We start from the raw sequence: 21,826 nt of genomic DNA, 5'->3' as shown, positions 1-21,826 counted from the left end.
TACAAACAAAAACGCCAAGGCAATTGCCTTGGCGTTTTTTGTTCGCTACATCAGGTTTATGTATTACGCAGTCATAAATGGATAATCGGTATAACCTACGGCACCAGATGTGTAGAAGGTGTTTGGATTAGGCTCGTTTAATTCAGCGCCCGCCTGAACACGTTCGACAAAATCAGGGTTGGCAAGAATGTCTTTACCAAACGCCACGCTGTCCGCTTGATTATCTGCTAGCACTTGATTGGCTTCTTCTGGCGAGTAGCCCATGTTTACCATCAAATGACCTTTGTAAGCCTCACGCGCAACGCTGACAACATCAGCTTGCTGCTCGCCAAAGAAGTCCGCACGCATTAAATGCAAATACGCCAAGTTAAAGCGATTTAAGTGCTCACTCAAAAATCGAGTCCAAGCCAGTGGGTCGCCTTCTTTCATGCTTTGGAAGCTATTGAGCGGAGATAGACGCAAGCCAACTCGATCACTGCCAAATACGCCTGTTACCGCTTCGATCACTTCCGTTAAGAAGCGGACACGATTTTCCAAGGAGCCACCATATTCATCAGTGCGTTGGTTAGAGCTTTCACGCAAAAATTGATCAATCAAGTAACCATTGGCACCGTGAATTTCAACACCATCAAAACCTGCTTCTTTTGCATTGATGGCCGCTTGACGAAAATCTCCCACAATGTCTTTGATTTCAGACACGGTTAATGCACGAGGTACCGTGTAGGGCTTTTTGCCTTCAGGTGTATGAGTTTCACCATCGATTGCAATGGCGCTAGCAGAAACAGCTTCTTTGCCACCATTTAATAACGGATGACAAGCACGACCACCATGCCAAATTTGCATAAATATACGGCCGCCTTTTTCATGAACGGCGTTTGTCGTTAGCTTCCAGCCTTCGATCTGTTCAGCGGAATATATACCTGGATCATCACCAAAGGCTGATGTGCCCTCAGTCACCATAGTACATTCGGTGATCAACAACCCTGTGCTGGCGCGTTGAGCATAATATTCTGCCATCAAGGCATTTGGCTGATGACCAGGAGCACGTGTGCGAGTCAAAGGCGCCATGATAAAACGATTAGGTAACTCTAAGTTTCCCACTTTTACTGGGCTGAACAGGTTTGTGGCTGTGTTTGTCATGATGAACTCCAGAATAATTTTCAATCTTTATAGAAAGGATAAACACTAGATATGGCAGTTATTTTAAAAAACAATCTCGTGCACTTTCTTTCCTGAATAGTCGTTCAAACTTCTCTCAAATACAGATCAAAAAATAAGCATCAAGAGTGCTTGCAGGTCACCTTTTCAAGGACTATATTGCGAGCATCAGACGACATTTATGTCGACTTTCTTTTACCCGTTTGAACACGTTTCGTGTGAGGGAATTCAAGCTAATGACATCCGACTCCAGCAGGCCAATCGCGCCTTTTGGCACCCTGTTAGGTATAGCGCCAGGCAATGTGCCCGTTTACTCTTCCGACTATGATTCCGCCGATGACAATGAATTGCCCAACCGGCATGCCTATCGTAGTTATGTAGATGGCATTTTCATGGGCTACAAGTGGCAATGCGTTGAGTTTGCTAGGCGTTGGTTGTATCTCAATAAAGGCTATATCTTTGATGATGTTGCTATGGCTTATGATATTTTTCGTTTAACGTCAGCTCGGCTCATTGCCGACGAGAGCCGCTTGCCACTGAAATCCTTTCGCAATGGCTCATTACGACATCCTGAAGTCGGTGCTCTTTTGATTTGGAACGAAGGCGGTGAATTTGAAGTTACCGGCCATGTGGCGATTGTCACTAAAGTTTTACCGGATCGCTTATACTTGGTCGAGCAAAACGTCGGCCATCAAGTGTGGGAAGAAGGCCAAGATTACTCTCGCGTGCTTGATGCGCGTATCAGCAAAGATGGTGGTTATTGGCTGCGTTGCTCCTATGGCGATGCGTCCATTATGGGCTGGGTCATCCAAACTGAAGATGACCTGCACGCAGAAAATATTGAACCAGACGACCCAGCGTTGTTTGATTTACAAATTCGCCATGTACCAAACAAAGGCCAAGCTTCTCGTGCTTGGCTAAATATAGCGAATCTAGCGGAAGAAGCCTTTGTCGACATGATGGGCGGGCACAAACTCGCCAGTCGACCGGAAGACGACTACAAATACATGGTGATGACAGAGTCCGCTGAACGAGAACTAAAACGCGCGACCAATGAATTACACGCCTTGTTTATGCACGCTACCGATTATGTGCTGCAAAACGATGATCTGCTTTCTAGCTTTAATATACCTCCTGCCTTGTGGCCTAAAATCCATCAATCTTGGGACAACCGTCGCAACCAGATGATCACCGGACGCTTTGATTTCAGCCTGTCTGCTCAAGGCATCAAGGTATACGAATACAACTGCGACTCAGCCTCTTGCTACATGGAAGCCGGTATTATTCAAGACAAGTGGGCCACGCATTATGGCGTAGCGGAAGGCGAAGGTTCTGCGACAGAATTAGTCGATGAATTGATCGAAGCGTGGAAAAACAGTGCGGTAAAAGGTGTGATTCACATCATGCAGGACACAGACTTAGAAGAGAATTACCACGCGCTTTTCATGAAGCGTACCATGGAAAAAGCGGGGCTCGATTGCAAAGTCATCAAGGGCGTCAGTAGCTTACGTTGGGACGAAGACGGTGATGTGGTCGATGCTGACGGTGTCAAAATCCGTTGGGTATGGAAAACCTGGGCATGGGAAACGGCACTAGATCAAATCCGTGCCGAATGCGATGACGATGAGCAACGCCTTCGCGACTACAAAACCGATGCACCTCGCAGTGAGGCACCACGTTTAGTCGACGTTTTATTGCGTAAAGACGTCATGGTATATGAACCACTTTGGACACTTATTCCCAGTAATAAAGCGATTTTACCGGTTTTATGGCTGCTTTTCCCAGACCATCCCTATTTATTGGAATCGTCATTTGACTTAAGCGATGCATTAAAAACCAACGGTTACGTGAGTAAACCTATCGCTGGGCGTTGTGGCTTTAACATCAGCTTGTACGATGGCAAAGACGACTTAATGGAAGAGACAGCTGGGCGTTTTGCTCATCAAGATCAAATTTTCCAAGCCTTATGGAAGCTGCCTGATATTGAAGGATATCGCTCGCAAGTGTGTACTTTTTCGGTCGCGGGACACTACGCTGGCAGCTGCTTACGTGTTGATCCAACCTTGGTTATTACCAAAGACAGCGACTTAATGGCCTTGCGCGTTATCGAATAACAAGCCAGCCCTGGCCAAACCAATAAATTAAATTGCGTTTATATCGAAGCCTTTGCCTCAGACGATGGAGCAAAGGCTTTTTTTTGGTAACTAATGATTGACTAAAAACCCACCACCTCTTAGATTAATAAAAAATATAACACGTGTAACATTTATTATGACGACGAGAATGGTTCACCAAACCGAGGCCACTCGGAACAAAATTATCACTATTGCCGAAGCTCTTTTTATCGAAAATGGCTTTGCCGATACTCAAATGAAAGACATTGCGGCGGCCACTGGCATAAGCCGTAATACTTTATACCGCTATTACCAAGACAAATACGATTTGGGCTTTTCTATTCTAGTGGTGGTTCTTACCCGCAAAATCGGTGTATATGAAGGCATCATAGACAAAATTAAAGCGCGTCATTTTTCCAGTGTTCTCGAAGGGCTTGGTGTCCTAATGCAAGCGTATTCTGATGTTCAATATGCAGACGATGACCGCTTCATCGCGGAATTTGATGGTTACTACGCTGGATCACGTATCCCCACCGAGTTTCGCGATAAACTGACCCAACTATTACCCGATACAGTCAGCAAATCTCTCACAGACATTGTCTCCCTAGGACAAGCAGAAGGCAGCATTCGCGCTGACGTCCCCGCGGCCTATTTGGCGGTCACACTATTTAACAGCGTCCCAACTTTTTTCCGCCGTATGCTGCTACGCCGAGACGCCCTGATGGAAATTGAACAAGAGGCCATTCCGAAACTTACCCCTGTGTTAATCCAGCTACTACTCGATGGTCTGAAGCCATCGCCACAAATCTAAAAAAGGATGAAACGATGAGTGATACAAAAATAAAACAACTCTTAGCCGAACTAACCCTAGAAGAAAAAGCCATGCTCTGTACCGGCAAGGATTTTTGGAACCTACATGGAATTGAACGCTTAAACCTGCCCTCCATCATGGTGACAGATGGCCCACATGGCCTGCGTAAACAATCCGGGGAAGGTGATCATGTCGGTCTAAATGCAGCGGTAAAAGCCACCTGTTTCCCAACCGCGTCGGGGCTTGCTGCATCTTGGAATACCAAGCTGATTGAAGAAATGGGCGTCGCGCTAGGCAAAGAATGTCGCGCTGAAGAGGTGTCTGTATTGCTTGGCCCTGGCACCAATATTAAACGTAACCCATTGGGCGGGCGCAACTTCGAATACTTTTCTGAAGACCCATTACTGGCTGGCAACATGTCTGCCGCTTGGATCAAAGGCGTACAAAGCCAAGGCGTAGGTACCAGCCTGAAACATTACGCAGTGAACAATCATGAACATTGTCGCATGACAGTCGATGCCATTGTCGACCAAAGAACCTTACGTGAAATCTATCTGCCTGCTTTTGAGAAAGCCGTTAAGCAAACACAACCTTGGACGGTTATGTGCTCTTACAACAAAATAAACGGCACCTACGCCGCCGAGCACAAACAATTACTCGACGATATTCTAGTCAAAGAATGGGGCTTTGAAGGCATTATTGTTACTGACTGGGGCGCAAATAACGACCGCGTAGAAGGCGTCAAAAATGGCCAGCATTTAGAAATGCCAAGCTCTGGCGATATGAATACCCAAAAGATTATTGCCGCCATTGAAAACGGTCAACTGACGATGGAAGCCTTAGATAAATCTGTTGCTCGTGTAGTGGAACTGATTCTGAAATCACAAGCGTCTTTAGAAAGCGATAAGGTAAAAGCCGACCTAAGTGCTCATCATGAACTCGCTGCGCGAATCGCGGAAGAGACCTGCGTGCTGCTAAAAAATGATGATTTATTGCCGGTTGCCGCAGGAAAAAAAATCGCCGTGATTGGCGCATTAGCCAACAACACTCGCTACCAAGGTGCAGGCAGCTCCAAAATTAATCCATTCAAGTTAGAGCAACCTCTCGACGAAATCAAAAAACAGTTTGGTGCCGACAATGTCAGTTACACCGCTGGCTACCATCTCAATGATAAAGAAGACACGGCGGAAATCGCCAAGGCCATTGAATTAGCAAAACAAGCAGACGTGGTGTTTTTATTTGCAGGACTGACGCCAAAATACGAATCTGAAGGCTTTGATCGTCAGCACTTAAACCTGCCACAGGTGCAACTAGACCTAATCGCCGAGCTTGACGAACAGCTCAGCAAAACCGTTGTTGTGCTGCAAAATGGCGCACCTGTCATTCTACCATTTGTCGACAAGGTACCCGCCATACTGGAAGCTTACCTAGGCGGACAAGCTGGTGCTTCAGCGGTGGCTAAAGTGCTTTCTGGCGAGGTAAACCCCAGTGGTAAATTAGCAGAAACCTTCCCAGCAAACCTGGACGACACGCCGAGCCAAACTTACTTTCCCGGCACCACCAAGCAAGTGCAATACCGCGAGGCAATTTGGGTTGGCTATCGCTATTTTGACACCACCAGCACGAAAGCACTTTTCCCTTTCGGTCACGGTTTGTCTTACACAAGCTTCACTTATTACCATTTAACCTTGCTAAGTGGCGATCACTCACCATTTAAAGAAAATGACGCTATTAAGCTCCAAATCACTGTCACCAATACGGGCGATAAAGCTGGCGCGGAAGTTGTACAGTGTTACGTGGGACAGAAATCCCCTTCTCAACCTCGCCCAGCCAAAGAACTAAAAGCATTCGAGAAGGTTTTCTTAGAGCCAGGTGAAAGTAAAGAAATCGAGTTTGAGCTGGATTATCGAGCCTTTGCCTACTGGCATAAAGAAAAGGCTACTTGGGTTACCGAAAGCGGAGACTACCAGATTCACATTGGCTCCTCTGTTAATGACATCCGAGACACCGCCATAATCACCTTAGAAACCGACATCGCAGCTGAGCAACCTAACCCCGCTTTGGCTACGTATTTTGATCCTGCGAAACGCGACTTCAACGACGCAGCTTTTAGAGCCTTATTAGGTTACGACATCCCAACACCCACACCGATTACGCCTTACACGGTGAATTCAACCTTGGGAGACATTGCCAACGAACCATTAGGTAAACCTCTATTTGAAGGCATGCTTGCTGTATTTACCCAAATGATGGGCGGCGATCAGAATGACTCTGCAGCGGAAGCCGATCGTCTGATGGCGGAATCCATGGTGGCGGATATGCCATTACGTAATTTACCTGTGTTCAATAGTCAGCAATATTCTGAAGGTCAGATTTTGCAGCTTATTGCCTCACTAAATGAAAAGGAAACAAGCGTCTAAAAAGCCATTTTAGACGCTGTTAACCATACCGTCATTACTTCCATCATCGGATCGTAATGGCGGTTGCATGCTTGATAAACAATAAAAATAAAGAGGCAAAGATGTCCAACACAAACTATGAAACCAGTCGTCGTGAACGGCTTAGCTATTACACATTTTTCACCGGTCAAAACATTATTTTTATGTTTGTGACTATATTTATCAGCGTTTATTACACCTCTGTACTGGGTTTATCCGCAGGGACAGTGGGTATCATCTTTCTGTTAGCCCGAGTATGGGATGCGGTTAATGACCCGATACTCTCCATTATGGTAGAAAGAAGCCGTTTTAAAGGCGGTAAATTCAAGCCTTGGGTAAACGCCATCGCTTGGGCGGTTCCGCTTGCTACCGTTTTGATATTTGCTTTTGGCGATTATATTGCAGAACAACCAATGTGGCTTCGTGTTACATACGCCTTCGTAACCTACGTAGGCTGGGGGATGCTGTATACCGTATCGGATGCGCCCGCTTACGCCATCGGTTCAGTGATGACACAAAATAAAGATGAGCGAAATGTCATTTATTCTTTTGTGCGTTTTGGTGGTTTTGTCGGCATGGTCATCGCCATGCTTAGCGCACCTTGGCTGGTCGAAAAACTGGGTGGAAAATGGACTTTAGCGGCGGTCATTATGTGCGTAACAGCCATGATTTTGATGTTAACCATACGCAAAGTGGAAGAACGTCATGTAGTAGAGCAAGAAGTCCCTACCCTTAAACAAATATTAGGTACGGTCACTGGCAATAAGTACTTGCTGATGTTTATCCTTGCCTTTGTTTTTATTGGCGGATCTAACGTTGCTTTCACCTTAATGCCTTACATTGCACGGGATGTCTTTAATGACCCGTCTCTTTCCGGTTTGTTCCTTTTCGCTATGATTGGCCCGGCCATGCTGGCTTCTCCGTTAGTGCCCATTGGCATTCGTAAGGTTGGCAAAATCGCCACATTTGCTTGGGCCTCTGCTGCTCTTGCGATATTGTCAGTGATTACTTGGATGATAGGTTACGAACATATTGAAGCCTTCATTGTCCTAACCATGATTAAAGCCATTGCGCTTGGCGTCACGCTGATTATGCCAAGTATTTTCATTGCCGATTGTATTGAGTATGGCTATATACGCTCAGGCAAACGCCTTGAAGCCGTCTCCTTTGCTACTCAAACCTTCGCTAATAAAGCGACAACGGCTGTTGGTGGCGCTATTGCAATGGGGTATCTCGCTATGGTCGGATTTGTTGAATCCACTGGCGGTGTGGTCGTTCAGCAATCGCCACAAGTCATTCAAGGCATGTGGGATGCACTCAACCTAGGTAATGCAATTGGTGCGACCATTGGTCTAGTTATCTTTTTATACAGCTATAAGTTAACCGATAAAGTGCTCGCTGATTTAAAACATGATGACCTAAACGCAGAAGAGAGCCAGCAAGCAAACCTATTTGAAACGGCTAAGTAACTCATCCTCTTCTCACTCAGGCGCTTTGGCTCATTTTTTTAACCATGGTGTCAGAGTGGGAATGTTTCATAACGTAAAGATGCATGAGACGCCGATTATTCGATGAAAGGCGTCTACATTGGAATTAGGTAAATCGTATTAAAAGAAAAACCAAGCAGAAAAGAAACCACGATGAAGAGCAATATCACCAGAAAAGGGAGTAACCAACAATATTGCCCTTACCTTTAACTAAACGCTAGAAGCCATAGTTAAATCGAACTCGTGCAGCGGTCACTTTGTCATTCGCCGTACCAACATCTTTAGCCGAAGAATAAGAACCCGCCAAGGTCACTGTCGCATTTTCAATATCCAAGACTGGCATTGTGTAGGCAACGTAAGTTGTTAACAATGATGGATCATTCGCGCCATCATCAACAGAAGACGAAATCACACCCAAACCAAAGTTACCATATGTCATGTTTGCCATTATTGAGGTAACTTTTTCATCGGTTTCATGATCTTTACCGAACGTTGCGGCAAGGTTAACATTCGCAGCGGCTACATCAAAGTTAGCAGCGACGGCATAACCGGATTGTTTGACCTCACCACCTGCAGTTAGATCATACTTAAGGCTTTCATAACCCGCGGTAATAGTGGCATCACCTGCGGCAAAGGTTACAGAAGGTCGAACACCGGAGATAGCTGTCGTATTATCAACAGTGCTGGTATCATCGTCGATATTTGGATCGCCATAAATCGTGGCAAGTTCAAATTTAACGCTATCATTGGCATTAAAGTGTAGGGCAAACTGACCAGCCTCATCACCTTCGCGACCTCGAACAAGGTTCGCCTCATAAACATCTACCGCTCCCACGTGTTCAATGAGGGTATCTTTGCCTTTTGGGAACAGGTTCACGGCCTCAAAACGACCCGCCTGGAGATCCCAAGTGCTATTACCAAATTGGATGTAAGCATCATCAACAACGGCGTCGCCCGTTGTTTTAATAAGAAGAGATCCTCTACCTGCGAAGAAGTTATCACCCATTGTGTGTCTGCCTGTCACGTTTAGCTCAAGGCGACCATCTTGCTTGTATGTAGAATCACCTTCCGCTTTAGAAATAGCGTCAGTGTTCAACTCGAAATTTCCGTCAAAGGAAGGAGCGGCATGAGCGGCGCTAACGGATAGAATGCTGCTAACTATAGCAGTAGCTAAGATAGATTTTTTCATAATTTTCAGACCCAAATGTTATTTTTATATTTAAATTAGAGCTTCATAAAAACGTGTGTTTTCGCAATTAATAATACATTTAGGTAACTTTATTACAACAATGCAACAACGATAATAATTCTTATTTTTTACTTAATTTTTTAAAATTTTAAAGCGCAAAATTAACTAGTTGTTTTTTATAGCTTTTAAATACAACCGATATCGACAGCTATTTTTAAACTTAAATCATTAAGAAATAAATGTGTACTGATGGAAGGTTGCGCTTTCTTTATGAATTTAAATTACTTGATTATGTAATTTTGTAAAAATCAAAAAAATAGACATCTGGACAAGACAAAGCTGTGATTAATCACTCTCTAATAAGCAAAAAAAATCCCAGCATATAGCTGGGATTTGTGCTTGAAATACTGCCTCTATTACTGACGATTAAACTTCACCGCATACATAGCATTATCAGCTCGGTGTAATAGGCTTTCTAATGTATCACCCTCTTCAACCAATGCACTGCCGACGCTAAATCGAATCGTAATATTTTGCTCATTAACCTTGATAACAAGCGATTCTCGACCGTTTTGCAGTTGCTCAGATATCGCGGCTAGGTCCTCATAATCATCTTGTTTGGCCAGTATCAAAAACTCATCCCCACCCCAACGGGCCACCTCACCTTTGTCGCCTACAATGTTGGTTAAGTAAATCGCAGTTTTTTGCAGCACCAAATCACCAGCAGCATGCCCATACAGGTCATTCACTGATTTAAACTGGTTAACATCCACATTGATAAGACCAAATGCGTGGTTATCTTGCTGCCAACACTGCATATATTCCGTCAAATGCAACTCAAAGCCTCGGCGATTGTAGAGCTCCGTCAAAGGATCAAGCCTAGCAATACGGCTCAACTCTTTAGTTCGTTCAGCCACTTTTTCTTCTAATTCTTGCTGATACTCCAAAAGAGAGGTCGATATTTTGTGATAGTGAAACACCAATTTCTTAATCTCCAAGCCTGCAAAGCGGCTTAGTTTCGGAGTTTGATAATAGTTTTTCCCTAAAGCTCGAATGGATAGATCTAGCTCGGCTAATGGCTTAATAACGATCAAGTTGAGCAATACATAAAACACAATCAAGGCACAAACTAGACTAATAAACAGCACAATTAGAAGACCTGAAAACTCGGTCATAGGAAGAAAGCCATTGATATCAATAAAGTTTACTTGAAACCAATCAATTTCAGGAATGTAAACAACACTGGCGAGCTGACGGACACCATCCTTATATACAGGAGCCGTATTGACTCGATTGGGAGACTCTTTCGCTAACGCCAAACTGTGTTTTAACTGTGTACGAGATTGCGAATCATCTAACAGCTGAAAAACCAAACTTTTCTTTTGAGCTTGTTTTGTTAAAGAGGAGTAGTCAATTAACTCTTCTTGCTGATAAAGCTGGATAGAGCCTTCTTCATTGGTAAAGACAATGGCCGAATAAATATCCTGTTTTTCAATCATTTGATGCAAAAAAGCGGAAAGATCCAACCCCGTTCCCACCACACCTAAAACATCTTCGCCATCTCGGATTAAAACATCACTCCACAACTTTATCAGCCCTAACTCAACATCTGGATTTACATTCAAATGCAAGTTAAGCTTTTTCTCCATGATTTGATAGAACCATGCATCGTCAGGGTTATATTGGTGAAGCGTGTAACGATATAGTTCAGAATTCGATGTTTGCTTGCCATCACTATAGTAGTAATGCTCATTTCCTTTTAAAGCGATAAAGTAAGATTTATCTGAAAAGCGATGTCGAAATGCTTCCGTATCTTGAAGCGTTTGCTTCTTTAGAACTTCATTAAAAGGCTGTTTAGCCCATGCTTTTAGTGAATCAAGCTCGGCAAATTCTTTGGATAAGGCCACCTCTTGGATGAGAGGCAATAAAGTTCGCACTTTATCATATTGAACCTGTTTCTCTGCATAGCGTCCAACCCAGCTCACAATAATATCTTCTGCCAGTACGCGCATTGAAAGCCAAGAAAAAAAACCTGTAAGCACCAAAATGACAGTTGTCGATATCAAAAAGCGCGACTTAATAGCCATGTCTACAATATTCCATTTAATAAAAGCAAAGACTGACAAAACACTCATTTCATTAGCAAAAAATGAGCCACTGCATACCAGCCTGATAATGGAACACTTATTAGCCATCAAAAATAGACCTATTTTGTAAAAATAAGTCACTATAAAAGCCTCTTCTTTTACAACCCTACACAAGAAACGTTTGCTTTTCTAATTTGGTAATAATTCCACCAACCAGAGAATCAAAAAACCAACTCCGACACGAGCTCAAAGTGCTACAATAACGCCCTTAATTTGCACTTCAAAAATAAGCGAGACCTCCATGAGCTTTGCGTCTTTAAAACTTCATCACGACATCACTCAGCAAGTCACAAAATTGGGTTATACAAATCCAACTCCCATTCAACTTGCTGCGATTCCAGCCGTTCTCGCTGGAAAAGACCTCATGGCTGGCGCTCAAACAGGAACAGGAAAAACAGCGGCTTTTGCTTTACCGCTTCTACACCACATTCTGCAAACGCAAAACTCAAATAATGCCCAAGGTATTCAAGTATTGGTGCTCACACCGACTCGCGAGTTGGCACAACAGGTTCATGCCAGCTTCGTGAAATACAGCGCAAACTTATCAATTCAATCAGTTGTCGCCTATGGTGGTGCCAGCATAAACGTTCAGCTTGACGCACTTAAACAAGGCTGTGATGTATTAGTTGCTACTCCTGGTCGGTTGCTTGAACTGATCATGAAAAACCTCCTTGACTTAAGCTACCTACAAACTTTAGTCCTAGATGAAGCCGATCGAATGCTCGACATGGGATTTATCATTGATATTCAAAGAATATTGAAGAAATTACCAGAGTCACGCCAAACCTTATTTTTCTCAGCCACTTTCAATGACGACATTTTTGCGCTTAGCAAAACATTACTCAAGGACCCAGAATTAATTGAAGTGGACAGCCGAAATACCACTGCCACTAAAGTAGAGCAGACTATTTACGCAGTTGATCAAGACAGAAAAAGCGCTCTACTGTCGTTCCTCATAGGATCCAAAAACTGGCAACAAGTACTAATCTTTACTCGAACCAAGCAAGGCGCAGACGAGTTAGCCAAAGAAATGCAAAAGGACGGTATTACCACTCAATCCATTCATGGAGATAAATCCCAAGGGGCACGTGATCGCGTCTTAGCCGATTTTAAAAATGGCAAAGTTCGTGCTCTTGTAGCCACGGATGTTGCTGCAAGAGGCATTGATATCGAACAGCTGCAATACGTTATCAATCACGAATTGCCATACAATGCCGAAGATTACATTCATCGTATAGGTCGAACGGGGCGCGCAGGTGCAGCAGGTCTTGCTGTAACACTCGTATCAGAAAAAGAGCGCTACTTACTAACCGACGTGGAAAAGCTGGTTGATGAACAATTCATTGTCCAGTGGGTGCCCGGGTTTGAACCTGACCTTAACAAAGCCGCCAACTCACAAAAGAAACGCGAGCCATCTAAAAAAGCGTTACGAGCAAAAGCACTGGGCCTTTCGCCCTCAAGAGATAAAAAGCCAAAGACACGCCGTCGCCGTTAACCCTATATTGATATTCTCTGCTATAGTTCTGCAAAAGCCGTTACCAAGGGAAATGGTACTTCCCATACAACTTATTTTAGAAACCCAATAATGACCATTAAACCCCACACAAATACTGACCAACCGTTGAGCACGGCTCAAATTTCTCCTCCCTTATTTCGTCAGTTGTTGATTGTTGGTATTTTAGGATTTAGCGCAATCTGGGCAATTGATGCTTACAGCGGTATTATCGCAGTATTTGACGCCTTCTCTTATCCAATATGTATAACCGCATTTATTCTGATTTACCTAATTAGCTTTTCACGCCCCAATCAGCAGAGCTTACATTATCTTGCCTATCTCGTTGTTGCAGGTTACTTAATAAGCTGCAGTATTTGGCACCATTTACCCGGTAATGGCCAATTTTCTAACTCGGCGCAGTGGCTCGGACTAAATTACGTCATCGTCTATCTTTTTCTTGACGTCAAAAAGGCCGCTCCAGCAACCGCTATTGTTTTTGTTGCAACCATTACAGGCCATTACTTTGCTCTGATACAAAACCATACTACCGGCGAAGCGCTTGTTGTCACATTAAACATGGCTATAGCTCACGCTATCTACATTTTCTTGTTGTGGACGGTTATCAAGTTAAGAGTTAAAACAGACCAAGTTATCGCTCGCGCAGACATGCTTGAAGACTTTGCATATATAGATGTACTCACCCGAGCACTAAATCGACGCGGAATTGAGAAGGTGTTTAATGAGCTTAACCTTGATTCAGCGGAACAAAAGAAGAATTACGCAATCATCATCATCGACATTGATCATTTTAAACAGGTCAACGACCTTAATGGCCACCTTATTGGCGACAAAGTTCTAACCAGTATCGCTGGCAAACTAAGTCGAACCATTCATCCAAATGACATACTAGGGCGCTGGGGCGGAGAAGAATTTATCATTCTCTCTTTAGATAGAACACCTGAGCAAGTCATGACCCTAGCCGAAAACCTAAGAGTGGCAGTCAGCCAACTTGTCATCGACGATATTACCAATATTACGGTCAGTATTGGCATAGGCCACTCTCATGAAGCCTCCTCAAAAGAAGCCGTCTTCAAAGTCGCGGATGATCATCTTTATGATGCCAAACAATCCGGTCGCAACACCATTCGAGCAACCCAAGTTTAAGCGAACGTCTTTATCTAAACTTTTCCATACGAACAAAACAACAAATAGGTACTAACCTCCCCACCCTAATACACTAAATCCCTGCAACAATGAACCACCCTTGCCCTAAGGGGCGAGGTATCTGTGTTTCATTGGATAACACTAAGTTATGACCATACGTCATTCCCGCGAAGGCGAAATGACCATCTTGGCTATCATTATTAGCACCGCAAGCGGCGAGGAATTACACCCAAAGAGATTAATAGAAAGATATAAAAACCTTATTGATATATAAGGTTATTTATACATTAAGTAACCTCAATATATTCAAAAGCCCTACCCAAAATTAAGTGTGGAACCGCTCAACCCAATATCATTCGCCACACAAAACCAGAACGCTCCCGCCTTTCTCACAACTCACTTCAATACCTAAAACCTGGCTTTCACCTAAGAAAAACCAAACCTCAATTAAGACAGTTTTATTAAAAATAAAACAATTTAAGAGCGATTTAAATCAACAAATTCACTGTAAAATTATTGTAAGGTTACGAAAATACACGTAATATTTACGGTAAATACTACGCAGTAATAAAAGAAAATAAAGAATAATAAAATATCAAAAAGGAATAAGAGGAATGATTGGAGACAACACAGAGTTTCTTGACCCCTCGTCAGAAAGAGAGCTCGCTTTTTATTCTGACTATTTATTAAAAAACATTCGAAGTGCGTCTTTAAAAAATTTAAGCGGACATTCTCAAGCGGAACGAGTAAAAAAACTAAATGGAGAATTAGAAAACTTAATTAACAAAAAGCGCGCGCCACAGAATTTTGCTTCCCAAATGCGTACCGCGTTTAAAGCAAGCCAGCTCCCTTCCACTTACTTTCGTTGGATTGATAAAAAAGACGAAAGATTATGCAATTGGTTGTGGTGTTACTTAAAAACTACCTCCAAACGCCCAGCTTCAGAATCAGAGCAAGACCAAACGAAAGCCCCCCTATTTTCATTACTCTCTGAAAAAGCATTCAATACAGAAAGAAACAATGTTGCAGATAGGCATCTGGATATTTTGGATGCTTTTTATAACGGCGAGGCCGATACACAACAGCAACAAGAGCTACTTGAAGCATTGAAAGCAAAATGGCAGCAAATTCGTTTTGATGAAACGATCGTATCTTGGCTTGAAGAAAATAATTCGGTCCAATGGATATGGGCTTGGTCTTATCTGCAAAACATCACCCAAAGACCTTTAGAACAAGCTTGGATTCCGACCACAGAAGCAGAGAAAAAAGCAGCGGTTATTGCTACTATTGATTTATCTGATAACGTAGACCGTAAAGCGTTAGTTATTGATAAAATGAAAAAAGCTTGGAGCCAGAAAAAGTTTCGTGAGAAATCGAGTGGCAGAAAACCATACAGCATCAGCATGACGCTCAACACCAAGCAAAAGTTAAACGCATTAGCTGAAGAAAAAAACATGAAAATCAACGAGATGGTTGAGCATTTAGTAAGGAATGAATATAAAAAGCGAGATTCCAACCAATAGCTTTTTTAGTTAAAAGGTCGAAATGAATTCGCTATACCAGAGAGAAAGTCTGTTTTGTATTTCTGGTAGTTTCATTTGTCATCTAATCACTGTATAACGAGCCGCATGAAAATCCCTAAAAGAATACAACCACTCATCGAAGATGGCTTAGTAGACGAAGTTCTTCAACAATTAATGAGCGGAAAAGAAGCGACTGTCTACGTGGTGCGCTGCGGATCAGAAATCCGTTGCGCAAAAGTCTATAAAGACGCTGGTAAACGCAGCTTTAAGCAAGCCGTTCAATACCGTGAAGGCCGAAAAGTGCGTAATAGCCGTCGCTCTAGAGCGATGGAAAAAGGCTCTAAGTTTGGTCGCGATGAACAAGAAAACCTTTGGCAGAACGCCGAGGTAGATGCATTGTACCGTTTGGCTGCTGCGGGTGTGCGCGCCCCTACGCCTTATGGTTGTTTCGATGGCGTCTTATTGATGGAACTGGTCACCGATGATACCGGCGACGTTGCCCCACGACTGAATGATGTTGTGCTTAGCGCAGAGCAAGCTAGACGAGATCACGACACCATTATTAAAGACATTGTCCGCATGCTGTCTGCTGGCTTAATTCATGGTGATCTATCGGAATTCAACGTCTTAGTGGACTCTCATGGCCCTGTCATCATTGACCTTCCTCAAGCCGTTGACGCTGTTGCAAACAATAATGCTGAGTGGATGCTCGAACGCGACGTTAACAACATGCGCAACTACTACGGAATGTTTGCGCCAGAACTACTGGAAACCAAATACGCCAAAGAAATGTGGGCACTGTTTGAAGCAGGCAAGCTAACCGCACACACAGAGTTAACCGGCCACTTCGAAGAACCCACCGAAGAAGCGGATGTGGACTCTGTTTTACAAGAAATCCAAGATGCCTTTGAAGAAGAGCAAGATAGACTGGCTCGCATCAACAGCTCAGAGGATGAAGACTGATCAATCAGGTACAGATTTGAATTATTATCCCAAGAGGGTAACAGCCATATTTTTTGCCCTCTTGGCCGCATCTAAGTCACCTGCAACGTAAGCTTGGGCAATCGCTCCTTCCTTCAACACACTGATACTCTGCGCTAAATCAACTGCAGATAATTCCGATGAATGACCGACAAGATTTGCTTGGATAAAAGACGTTATATTTTGCTTATGGCGCTGACAAATGTCGTTCACCATGTGATCAGAAAATTCACCGTTCGCTTTGACAAAAAAACAGCCTTTGAAGGGAAGCAATACATCCACTCTATCGTGAAACCAGTCATCTAGCGCATCAAACAAGCCTAAAACAGCGAATTTACCATCGCCAGCCGACATCATTCGGGCCGTTAACCAATCCATAAATATTTGGTCACGATAGATCAATACCGCCTCTATCAATGCTTCTTTACTCGCAAAATGATGATACAAGGTTTTCTTCGCCACACCTGTTTCAGCCAAAATGGCGTTGATTCCAACCGCATGAATGCCCTGTTGATAAAAAAGCTTAAACGCCGTATGGATTAATAAATCAGGTTTCGTCACTTCTCTCTTCTCCCTCACCGAAAATGAATATTGACACGGGTGAACAGACTTGTCTACTATTTGAGAGACAGATCAGTCTACTTCTTATTAATTAGAACTTAAAGGAATACAGTCATGCTATCGCGATTTTTTCGATCATCTTACCAATCAAAATACTTCACTATCGGCTTGGCAGGAATAGGAGCAACCCTGTGCATATTTATGATTGCTCAAGGTGCTCAATTTGCACCAGAGTATCTTGGAATCATGGCTCCTTTTGGCGCGACCATGGTCATTTTATTTGCTTTACCAAATAGCCCATTGGCTCAACCCAAAAACATTCTAGGTGGCCATCTACTAACGACAACCATAGGGCTGATTAGTCTACAGTTTTGGGACGTGACTCCACTTACAATGGCCGTAAGTGTTGGCGTTGGTGTTTCCTTGATGATGCTAACCAATACACTACACCCGCCAGCAGGCGCTAATCCGCTTCTAGTATTATCAATCAATGCGTCATGGGGATTTTTGCTTTCACCGGTTCTATCTGGCTGCCTGCTTATTATTCTATTTGGTTGGTTTTATCATAACTGGGTCTCTCGCATTGGCTATCCAATCAAGCCCACTAAATAAACGAGATACCCGGTGGTTTACAGGATTTTTTACAGCTGGCTCTTTTTTAACCAAGCGTTTCATGTATAATTCCGCACCGCATTTGACCTTATGGTCAAATGCCTAAAATAGAAAACGCTGAAAGTTCGTCATTCAAAAGCGAGCTTTTTAATTTGGGTTCCCTCACCCCAAGCAAACGAAAAAGGTCACAATATGAGTACGTTCACATCTGAGCAAAAAGGCAAGGCACTCTGCTACCTTGCAATGTTCCATCTACTAATCATTGCTTCAAGCAATTATCTAGTACAAATCCCCTTTACTGTGGCGGGTTTTCACACCACATGGGGGGCATTTACCTTTCCGTTTATCTTTTTGGCAACGGATCTAACCGTTAGAATCTTCGGCGCTGCTTTAGCGCGAAAAATCATTTTTCTAGTGATGATTCCATCGTTAATCGTGTCTTATGTGCTATCGGTAGTCTTTGCGCAGGGACAGTTTCAAGGCCTCGGAGCGCTCTCATCATTCAACGAGTTCGTTGGCCGTATTGCCATAGCAAGCTTAATGGCTTATTTGCTAGGTCAAGTTCTTGATATTCAGGTATTTAATCGACTTCGCCAGTTAAAAGCATGGTGGGTCGCTCCTGCAGCTTCAACCGTATTTGGCAATGGATTAGACACCTTGGCATTCTTTGGGATCGCTTTTTATCAAAGCCCAGATGCCTTTATGGCGGAACATTGGCAAGCTATTGCACTAGCTGATTTCGGCTTTAAGCTGATTATCAGTCTTGGATTGTTTATTCCGATGTATGGCGTGTTATTGAATTACTTAACGAAAAAGCTCACCGCGATTAAGTCAGATTTCAAACTAGCCAACGCATAAAATGGTTTAAAAAAGGCCTATTTGATCAAGAATAGGCCTTTTTTATGTTCGCTCTCCACTTCCTTTCAATGACTTACCATAAGTCGCCGAATCGCTCTCGATGACTCAAATATAAGCGCAAATCAAACTCCAGTTGATGATAGTCCGCTTCCATATAACAACACAGCTTATAGAACGCCTTGTTGTGGTCTTTTTCTTTAAGATGCGCGAGTTCATGTACCAAGATCATTTTTAATAATGGCTCAGGAATACGCCGAAACAAAGATGAGATACGAATTTCATGTTTCGCTTTTAGCTTGTTGCCCTGCATTCTAGAGACAAAAGTATGTAACCCAAGCGCGTTATTAATAATATGGATTTTGTCATCATAAATGACTTTGCTAATCGGCGGCGAACTGCGCATAAAATCGTTCTTCAAAGCCATCGCATAATCATACAAAGCTCGAGGGCCATTTAAGGTGTGAGCTACTGGGTATTTTTTTAATAACCACTCACCAGACTTCTCCGAGTCCAACAAGGTTTGTGCTTGCTGTTGAATCTGTGCGCTGTAAGCGCCAAGATAGTTTGTAAACCCAGTATTCTGACTCATAGACTCTATCGATCACGTATTTTAAGGCCGACAATCTTCGCAGAGTTATTGAAAAAACACCATTCAAGAACTTAACAGTGGTCTCAAGTCTTGCCACAGCTGTGGGCTCGCAGCCCAAACCTGGTTACCGTTTAACAATCCATCTTTCTTAAGGAAGTCTGTCGCTCGCCCGCCAGCTTCTTCGATTAACAGCAAGCCCGCCAAAGCATCCCAACTGTTTAGATGAGACTCAAAATAGCCATGAACCAGCCCAGATGACACATGAGCCAGCATGAGAGCGCCCGCACCAAAGCGTCGGTATTCGATATTCTGTTTATCCAACATCAAGATAAGATCACAATATTCTTGTACTGGTCGGCGATTAGACCGCCCTAATCCCAGAAGTGCTTGACCTTTTTTAGGCTCATGAATAGTTAATTGAACGCCATTCAAATACGCACCTTGACCTTTCTTGGCAATAAAAAACTCCTCTCTATCCGGCGCATAAACAAAGCCCATCTGGATTTCTTTGTGTTTTACATAAGCGACGGAAACACACCAATAGTCCATACCTTGAACGTAATTAGTGGTGCCATCAATAGGGTCAATCACCCAGACTCCATTGTTTTCTGGGTTTGAAGCCTGAACCAGACCACTTTCTTCCCCCAAAAAACCATCGTCTGGGAATAGGCCTCGAATCACTTCTTTTAACTCTGCTTCAACCGCAACATCTGCCTGAGAGACAAAATCTTGCCGACTTTTTGTGGTTACTGACAATCCAGACTGACGAAGGCTTTGAGCACGTTTGCCAGCCGCTCTAATTGCGGTTTCTAAAATCTGATAGCTATCTTGCATGTTCTTTTGTCCTTATGCTGGTCAATTCAAAGTCTGGCGAGGTATTTCTAATCACCAATTTGACCGGTATTTCTTCTATAGTTTGATCAATATAGGGATCTTGCCCCCTGGCTTCCAAGCAAGATAAGACACGCTTCGCGGTTTCCTCGACATCTTGATGAATCGTCGTCAAGCGATAACTGTATTGCGCGGTTTGCGGCGTATTATCAAAGCCAATGATGTGAAAATCTTGGGGGGCATCAAAGCCATTTTCTCGCATCCCATCCAAAAAGCCGCAGGCCAGCTGAGCATTAGCACAAAACACACCATCGACTTTCCCACCTTCAGCACAAAAAACGTGAGCTGCTTGCCTTCCTCCTTCGTATCCATCCATGTCGGCGACAATATGAAGTAAATCGCTCTCATCACATAGACCTATCTCAGCCGTGGCCTGACAAAACATCTCACCACGGTTGATACCAGACCAAGTAGAGTCTTTATAATTCAGCCAAGCAATAGACGAGCAGCCACAACGCACAAACTGCTCCGCAACAAGAACGGCTGCCATTTTATTGTCGGAACAGACAAAATCCACATCTGGGATATCCATATGACGATTAATGCCGACGACAGGAATATTATGTTGTACGCACTCTTTAACCAATTCCACTGGTGGCTGGCCGGATGTGACGACCACTCCCGACACACGAAATTGCGTAAAGCGCCGAATGGTCATTTCCAATTCGTCCGCATCACGTACTTCTGTAACGAGGGCTTGATAGCCCTTACGCTGAATTTCACTCAACAAGCCCTCAAGCAAACTGCTACGAAAAGGATCACTTAAGCGCGCCACCACCACACCCACTAACTGGCTGCGTTTACGGTTTAAACCCTGAGCCAAAAAATTAACTTGATAACCCAACTCATTCGCCGCCTGTAATATTTTTTCGCGGGTTTCGCGAGCCACATTGCCTTGATCGCTAAACACGCGAGACACAGACGCACGAGACACGCCAGCAAGTTTCGCAACATCTTCGGCAGACACAGATCGGCCACCTCGAGAATCGGTCACATCTTGCCTCCTTGTCCTATTGAAAGAGAATCAAAGGCATGTCGACTAAAATCAATATCGTCTAAATCCAATTGCAGACCATCTCGACTCAAAAACATGTCAGGAATATCCCTCACGGCTTGCAATAAACTCGGTATCGCCTCATCAAAACAATGATAAATCCCCAACGCCTTAGCACCAGTGTCCACAAGCAAGCGCTCACAACCGGGCAAATCCCCATGGGAGGAGTCATTAGATAAAGCCTCAAAAGACGCACATTCCTGAAAGGCCATGTCCACATCTTTCATCAACGACTGGCTAGCAGCAGTAGGACGACCATCACCACTGTAAAATAAGGTTTTGTCATCGGCCGTAATTCGAATCGCTTTGTTCGCCATTTCATGCTGAGTGTTCGCTGTGCGGATGTGCCAGTGCTTCCATTCGAATTGGTCCGCAATATCCTGCCAATGAATCTCAAAGCACACGTGAGTTTCCGGCCACACCGCCAATTCCACCAGCGCTTTTAGAGGCTGCTGCTGCTCAGCTTGGCAAAAAATAGTCAAAGGCTCCGTTCGTTTGAAGCTTTTCCATTGATTAATCAACGCGGCCAAACCTGAGCTATGGTCTGGATGTATGTGCGTAAAATAAATTACCTGAATATCATTCACACCAATATTTCTCTGCCAAATCGCACGTGGCACCGTTGGCCCACAATCGATAAGCCATTGGTTTTGCTGACAATCTATAATTCTAATCGAGGAGGTATTGTTGCGTTTAGAGAACGCACTACCACTGCCAATCACGTCAATTTTCATACTGCCTCACCAAGATGTCT

The 21,826-nt window shown here is 43.6% G+C and carries 18 protein-coding genes; 10 read left to right on the top strand and 8 right to left on the bottom strand.

Going from position 1 to position 21,826, the window contains the following annotated elements; genetic code table 11:
- Positions 1-63: 63 nt before the first annotated feature.
- Positions 64-1,140 carry an alkene reductase gene (locus tag KDW99_RS00985; RefSeq protein ID WP_255827478.1) on the bottom strand — a complete coding sequence of 359 codons (1,077 nt, stop codon included), beginning with the start codon at positions 1,138-1,140 and terminating at the stop codon, positions 64-66.
- 254 nt (positions 1,141-1,394) lie between these two features.
- Here KDW99_RS00985 and gss point away from each other — a divergent pair, with 254 nt between their 5' ends.
- The 4 genes from gss (at position 1,395) to KDW99_RS00965 (ending at position 7,990) form a co-directional block, all read left to right on the top strand.
- Positions 1,395-3,272, top strand: coding sequence for a bifunctional glutathionylspermidine amidase/synthase (gene gss / locus KDW99_RS00980; protein WP_255827477.1), 1,878 nt, complete (start codon positions 1,395-1,397; stop codon positions 3,270-3,272).
- 169 nt (positions 3,273-3,441) lie between these two features.
- Positions 3,442-4,083 carry a TetR/AcrR family transcriptional regulator gene (locus KDW99_RS00975; protein WP_255827476.1) on the top strand — a complete coding sequence of 214 codons (642 nt, stop codon included), beginning with the start codon at positions 3,442-3,444 and terminating at the stop codon, positions 4,081-4,083.
- A gap of 14 nt (positions 4,084-4,097) precedes the next feature.
- On the top strand, positions 4,098-6,503 hold the full coding sequence (locus KDW99_RS00970) for a glycoside hydrolase family 3 C-terminal domain-containing protein (RefSeq protein ID WP_255827475.1): 2,406 nt from the start codon (positions 4,098-4,100) through the stop codon (positions 6,501-6,503).
- Positions 6,504-6,604: 101 nt separating this feature from the next.
- Entirely contained in the window at positions 6,605-7,990 is a 1,386-nt protein-coding gene (locus KDW99_RS00965; RefSeq protein ID WP_255827474.1) for an MFS transporter, read from the top strand.
- A 235-nt stretch (positions 7,991-8,225) separates the two neighbouring features.
- Here the strand turns inward: KDW99_RS00965 and KDW99_RS00960 are convergent, their stop codons facing one another.
- Positions 8,226-9,197: a carbohydrate porin gene (locus KDW99_RS00960; RefSeq protein WP_255827473.1), complete on the bottom strand. Its 972-nt coding sequence runs from the start codon at positions 9,195-9,197 to the stop codon at positions 8,226-8,228.
- A gap of 416 nt (positions 9,198-9,613) precedes the next feature.
- Positions 9,614-11,284, bottom strand: a complete 1,671-nt coding sequence (locus tag KDW99_RS00955; RefSeq protein ID WP_255827472.1) for a GGDEF domain-containing protein — start codon at positions 11,282-11,284, stop codon at positions 9,614-9,616.
- 301 nt (positions 11,285-11,585) lie between these two features.
- Between KDW99_RS00955 and KDW99_RS00950 the strand changes: the two genes are divergently transcribed.
- The 4 genes from KDW99_RS00950 to KDW99_RS00935 all read left to right on the top strand — a co-directional run bounded on the left by KDW99_RS00950 (position 11,586) and on the right by KDW99_RS00935 (position 16,489).
- On the top strand, positions 11,586-12,839 hold the full coding sequence (locus KDW99_RS00950; RefSeq protein WP_255827471.1) for a DEAD/DEAH box helicase: 1,254 nt from the start codon (positions 11,586-11,588) through the stop codon (positions 12,837-12,839).
- A 90-nt stretch (positions 12,840-12,929) separates the two neighbouring features.
- A complete protein-coding gene (locus KDW99_RS00945; protein WP_255827470.1) occupies positions 12,930-14,003 on the top strand; it encodes a GGDEF domain-containing protein in 1,074 nt (357 codons plus the stop codon).
- A gap of 614 nt (positions 14,004-14,617) precedes the next feature.
- Complete coding sequence (locus tag KDW99_RS00940; protein WP_255827469.1) at positions 14,618-15,526, top strand: hypothetical protein; 909 nt, start codon at positions 14,618-14,620, stop codon at positions 15,524-15,526.
- Positions 15,527-15,631: 105 nt separating this feature from the next.
- Positions 15,632-16,489, top strand: coding sequence for a PA4780 family RIO1-like protein kinase (locus KDW99_RS00935; protein WP_255827468.1), 858 nt, complete (start codon positions 15,632-15,634; stop codon positions 16,487-16,489).
- Between the two features lie 24 nt (positions 16,490-16,513).
- Here KDW99_RS00935 and KDW99_RS00930 read toward each other — a convergent pair whose 3' ends face one another.
- Positions 16,514-17,068, bottom strand: coding sequence for a TetR/AcrR family transcriptional regulator (locus tag KDW99_RS00930; RefSeq protein WP_255827467.1), 555 nt, complete (start codon positions 17,066-17,068; stop codon positions 16,514-16,516).
- Between the two features lie 114 nt (positions 17,069-17,182).
- Between KDW99_RS00930 and KDW99_RS00925 the strand changes: the two genes are divergently transcribed.
- A complete protein-coding gene (locus KDW99_RS00925; RefSeq protein WP_255827466.1) occupies positions 17,183-17,680 on the top strand; it encodes an HPP family protein in 498 nt (165 codons plus the stop codon).
- A gap of 192 nt (positions 17,681-17,872) precedes the next feature.
- Positions 17,873-18,538, top strand: a complete 666-nt coding sequence (locus KDW99_RS00920; RefSeq protein WP_255827465.1) for a 7-cyano-7-deazaguanine/7-aminomethyl-7-deazaguanine transporter — start codon at positions 17,873-17,875, stop codon at positions 18,536-18,538.
- Positions 18,539-18,611: 73 nt separating this feature from the next.
- Here KDW99_RS00920 and KDW99_RS00915 read toward each other — a convergent pair whose 3' ends face one another.
- The 4 genes from KDW99_RS00915 to KDW99_RS00900 form a co-directional block, all read right to left on the bottom strand.
- Entirely contained in the window at positions 18,612-19,127 is a 516-nt protein-coding gene (locus KDW99_RS00915; RefSeq protein ID WP_255827464.1) for a YgjP-like metallopeptidase domain-containing protein, read from the bottom strand.
- 63 nt (positions 19,128-19,190) lie between these two features.
- Entirely contained in the window at positions 19,191-19,961 is a 771-nt protein-coding gene (locus KDW99_RS00910) for an inositol monophosphatase family protein (RefSeq protein ID WP_255827463.1), read from the bottom strand.
- Entirely contained in the window at positions 19,951-21,012 is a 1,062-nt protein-coding gene (locus tag KDW99_RS00905; RefSeq protein WP_255827462.1) for a LacI family DNA-binding transcriptional regulator, read from the bottom strand. Before KDW99_RS00905 ends, KDW99_RS00910 begins: the two co-directional genes overlap by 11 nt.
- Positions 21,009-21,806 carry an MBL fold metallo-hydrolase gene (locus KDW99_RS00900; protein ID WP_255827461.1) on the bottom strand — a complete coding sequence of 266 codons (798 nt, stop codon included), beginning with the start codon at positions 21,804-21,806 and terminating at the stop codon, positions 21,009-21,011. Before KDW99_RS00900 ends, KDW99_RS00905 begins: the two co-directional genes overlap by 4 nt.
- Positions 21,807-21,826: the final 20 nt, after the last annotated feature.

Origin of the sequence: Marinomonas rhizomae (genome assembly GCF_024397855.1) — a bacterium.
GTDB classification, from domain to species: Bacteria; Pseudomonadota; Gammaproteobacteria; order Pseudomonadales; family Marinomonadaceae; genus Marinomonas; species Marinomonas rhizomae_A.
This window is presented reverse-complemented; position numbering and strand designations above follow the sequence as displayed.

Coding starts and splice junctions, on each gene's coding strand:
- KDW99_RS00940 (WP_255827469.1), top strand. CDS start 14,618: ATGATTGGAGACAACACAGAGTTTCTTGACCCCTCGTCAGAAAGAGAG.
- KDW99_RS00920 (WP_255827465.1), top strand. CDS start 17,873: ATGAGTACGTTCACATCTGAGCAAAAAGGCAAGGCACTCTGCTACCTT.
- KDW99_RS00925 (WP_255827466.1), top strand. CDS start 17,183: ATGCTATCGCGATTTTTTCGATCATCTTACCAATCAAAATACTTCACT.
- KDW99_RS00935 (WP_255827468.1), top strand. CDS start 15,632: ATGAAAATCCCTAAAAGAATACAACCACTCATCGAAGATGGCTTAGTA.
- KDW99_RS00960 (WP_255827473.1), bottom strand. CDS start 9,197: ATGAAAAAATCTATCTTAGCTACTGCTATAGTTAGCAGCATTCTATCC.
- KDW99_RS00985 (WP_255827478.1), bottom strand. CDS start 1,140: ATGACAAACACAGCCACAAACCTGTTCAGCCCAGTAAAAGTGGGAAAC.
- KDW99_RS00910 (WP_255827463.1), bottom strand. CDS start 19,961: ATGCAAGATAGCTATCAGATTTTAGAAACCGCAATTAGAGCGGCTGGC.
- KDW99_RS00970 (WP_255827475.1), top strand. CDS start 4,098: ATGAGTGATACAAAAATAAAACAACTCTTAGCCGAACTAACCCTAGAA.
- KDW99_RS00965 (WP_255827474.1), top strand. CDS start 6,605: ATGTCCAACACAAACTATGAAACCAGTCGTCGTGAACGGCTTAGCTAT.
- KDW99_RS00950 (WP_255827471.1), top strand. CDS start 11,586: ATGAGCTTTGCGTCTTTAAAACTTCATCACGACATCACTCAGCAAGTC.
- gss (WP_255827477.1), top strand. CDS start 1,395: ATGACATCCGACTCCAGCAGGCCAATCGCGCCTTTTGGCACCCTGTTA.
- KDW99_RS00915 (WP_255827464.1), bottom strand. CDS start 19,127: ATGAGTCAGAATACTGGGTTTACAAACTATCTTGGCGCTTACAGCGCA.
- KDW99_RS00900 (WP_255827461.1), bottom strand. CDS start 21,806: ATGAAAATTGACGTGATTGGCAGTGGTAGTGCGTTCTCTAAACGCAAC.
- KDW99_RS00945 (WP_255827470.1), top strand. CDS start 12,930: ATGACCATTAAACCCCACACAAATACTGACCAACCGTTGAGCACGGCT.
- KDW99_RS00955 (WP_255827472.1), bottom strand. CDS start 11,284: ATGGCTATTAAGTCGCGCTTTTTGATATCGACAACTGTCATTTTGGTG.
- KDW99_RS00975 (WP_255827476.1), top strand. CDS start 3,442: ATGGTTCACCAAACCGAGGCCACTCGGAACAAAATTATCACTATTGCC.